Origin of the sequence: Micromonospora sp. NPDC002575 (genome assembly GCF_042889525.1) — a bacterium.
GTDB lineage: Bacteria > Actinomycetota > Actinomycetes > Mycobacteriales > Micromonosporaceae > Micromonospora > Micromonospora carbonacea.
This window is the reverse complement of sequence record NZ_JBIARA010000056.1, coordinates 1-2526: the sequence shown is the minus strand read 5'-3', so window position 1 is coordinate 2526 and position 2526 is coordinate 1. Positions and strand designations below refer to the sequence as shown.

At 68.7% G+C, this 2526-nt stretch carries 2 protein-coding genes and 1 pseudogene; 1 reads left to right on the top strand and 2 read right to left on the bottom strand.

Annotated features, from left to right (window positions below):
• Positions 1 to 360 precede the first annotated feature (360 nt).
• Positions 361 to 777: an IS200/IS605 family transposase gene (tnpA, locus tag ACFYWL_RS30990; RefSeq protein WP_386980321.1), complete on the bottom strand. Its 417-nt coding sequence runs from the start codon at positions 775 to 777 to the stop codon at positions 361 to 363.
• Between the two features lie 25 nt (positions 778 to 802).
• Between tnpA and ACFYWL_RS30985 the strand changes: the two genes are divergently transcribed.
• Positions 803 to 2032 carry an RNA-guided endonuclease InsQ/TnpB family protein gene (locus tag ACFYWL_RS30985; RefSeq protein ID WP_386980318.1) on the top strand — a complete coding sequence of 410 codons (1230 nt, stop codon included), beginning with the start codon at positions 803 to 805 and terminating at the stop codon, positions 2030 to 2032.
• A gap of 13 nt (positions 2033 to 2045) precedes the next feature.
• On the opposite strand, the pseudogene ACFYWL_RS30980 reads toward ACFYWL_RS30985, so the two are convergent.
• Positions 2046 to 2526: pseudogene (locus ACFYWL_RS30980) on the bottom strand (cation acetate symporter); the annotation flags it as partial.

The window sequence follows — 2526 nt, the reverse complement described above, 5'->3', positions numbered from 1 at the left end:
CGTACGTGCTCGGGGTGTCGCCGGCCGCTGCGGGCGGGCACCCCCCGGCACGTCCCCTCCCCGCCGTGGGCGGCTGGCCCGTCGTGTGCGTCCCCGGCCTCGTTGTGGGAGGCTCGCCCGTCGTGTGACGTCCCGGCCTCGTTGTGGGTGGGCGGGCTGTGGGCACGTCGCCTCACCGCCGTGGGCGGCTGGCCCGTCGTGTGTGTTCCCGGCCTTGTTGTGGGCGGGGGTTGGGTTGTGGGTGTGGGCTACCGGGACTATTCGCAGTGCACCGGGCTTCAGCCCGGTGGTGAAGCGAATCTGAGAGTTGCTCTGAGCTCAGCTGTGTGCACGGATCTGCTCTGTTCGCCTCAGCCCAGGTCAGAGCGGCCGGTTCTGCTGCTCGATGTACTGCTTCACGATGCTGAGCGGTGCGCCGCCGACGGAACCGGCGAAGTAGGAGCCGGACCACAGGCGCTGTGCCCGCCAGTAGTGGCGGACCATGTCGGGGAACTCCTGGCGGAGCCTGCGCGAGGACACCCCCTTGAGGGAGTTCACCAGCCTGGACACGGCGACCTTCGGCGGGAAGTTCACCAGCAGGTGAACGTGGTTGGCCTCGCCGTTGAACTCGACCAGCTCGGCCTCGAAGTCCTCGCACACGGCCCGCATGATCTCCTCGCACCTCGTCAGATGCCGGTCGGTGAAGACGGAGTGCCGGTACTTCGTCACGAAAACCAAGTGGACATGCATCCGGAACATGCAGTGACGACCAGTGCGAACGTTCTCATCGATACCCATAAACCAACTGTGTATCATGATCCGTGTGCAGCTTCGGTACAGCTTCCGCCTGTACCCGAGCGCCGGTCAGCGCACGGCGCTGGCGAGGGCGTTCGGGTGTGCGCGGGTGGTCTACAACGACGCCCTCCGCGCTCGGGAGACCGCCCGCCGCGAAGGCATGCCGTTCCCGAAGACCGGCGACCTGTCGAAGCAGCTCATCACCGAGGCGAAGAGCACCCCGGAACGCGCCTGGCTCGGCGAGGTCTCAGCGGTCGTCCTCCAGCAGTCCCTCCGCGACCTGGACACCGCGTACAAGAACTTCTTCGACGGCCTGAAGGGCCAGCGTCCGCGCATGGGCGCGCCCCGGTACAAGTCGCGGAAGGACACCCGGCAGTCGGTCCGGTTCACGGCGAACGCCCGCTGGTCGATCACGACCGGCGGGAAGCTGCGCCTGCCGAAGACCGGCGACCTCAAGGTCAAATGGTCCCGCTCCCTGCCGTCGACGCCGTCCACGGTGACGGTGGTCAAGGACAGTGCGGGCCGGTACTTCGCAAGCTTCGTCGTGGAGACCGGTCCGGAGGAAGTCCTTCCCGAGGTCGCGCCCGAGGTGGGCATCGACCTTGGGCTCGGGCACTTCGCGGTCCTCTCCGACGGTACGAAGGTCGACAGCCCGCGCTTCCTGCGCCGGGCCGAGAAGCGCCTGAAGAAAGCCCAGCGGGAGCTGTCCCGCAAGGAGAAGGGCAGCAAGAACAGGGACAAGGCCAGGATCAAGGCCGCACGGGCACACGCCCGTGTCGCGGACGCGCGCCACGAGTTCCACCACCAGCTCTCCACCAGGCTGATCCGCGAGAACCAAGCGGTTGCGGTGGAGGACCTGGCGGTGAAGGGGCTCGCGCGCACGCGTCTGGCCAAGTCCGTGCACGACGCCGGATGGTCGGCGTTCGTGAACATGTTGGAGTACAAGGCCGCCCGATACGGGCGCACCTTCGTGAAGATCGGCCGGTTCGAGCCGACCTCCCAGGTGTGCTCGCGGTGCGGCGTCAAGGACGGCCCCAAGCCTTTGAACGTCCGCCTCTGGACGTGCCCGGCATGCGGGGCCGTCCTCGACCGGGACGTGAATGCGGCGGTCAACGTCGCTAAGGCCGCCGGACTGGCGGTGTCAGCCTGCGGAGCGCAGGTAAGACCGGGACTCGTCCCGGCACCGCGCAGCGAAGCAGGAACCCACCCGAAGCCCTCACCCATCCGGTGGGAGCAGGCGGGAATCCCCGGCCTCTAGGCCGGGGAGGATGTCAAACCGCTCCGGCACCGGTGAGTGAGCGCACCTCGGTCTCGGCGTGCTTGGCCTCGTCGGGCTCTTCGGCGGAGATCACGGTGCCCAGCCAGCCCGCCACGAACCCCAGCGGGATGGACACCAGGCCCGGGTTCTCCAGCGGGAAGAACTGGAAGTCCGCCCGCGGGAACAGCGAGTCGGGGCTGCCGGAGACCACGGGCGAGAGCAGCACCAGCAGCACGGCGGGAATCAGCCCGCCGTAGACCGCCCACACCGCGCCGCGCGTGGTGAAGCCGCGCCAGAACAGCGAGTAGAGCAGCACCGGCAGGTTCGCGGATGCCGCGACGGCGAAGGCCAGTCCCACGAGAAAGGCGACGTTCAGATCCCGTGCCAGCAGGCCCAGCGCGATGGCGGCCACCCCGATGCCGACCGCGGCGATCCGGGCCACGGCCACCTCGCTGTAGGGCTTCGCGTGCCGGCGTCGCAGCGAGGCGTACAGG

Coding starts and splice junctions, on each gene's coding strand:
- tnpA (WP_386980321.1), bottom strand. CDS start 777: ATGGGTATCGATGAGAACGTTCGCACTGGTCGTCACTGCATGTTCCGG.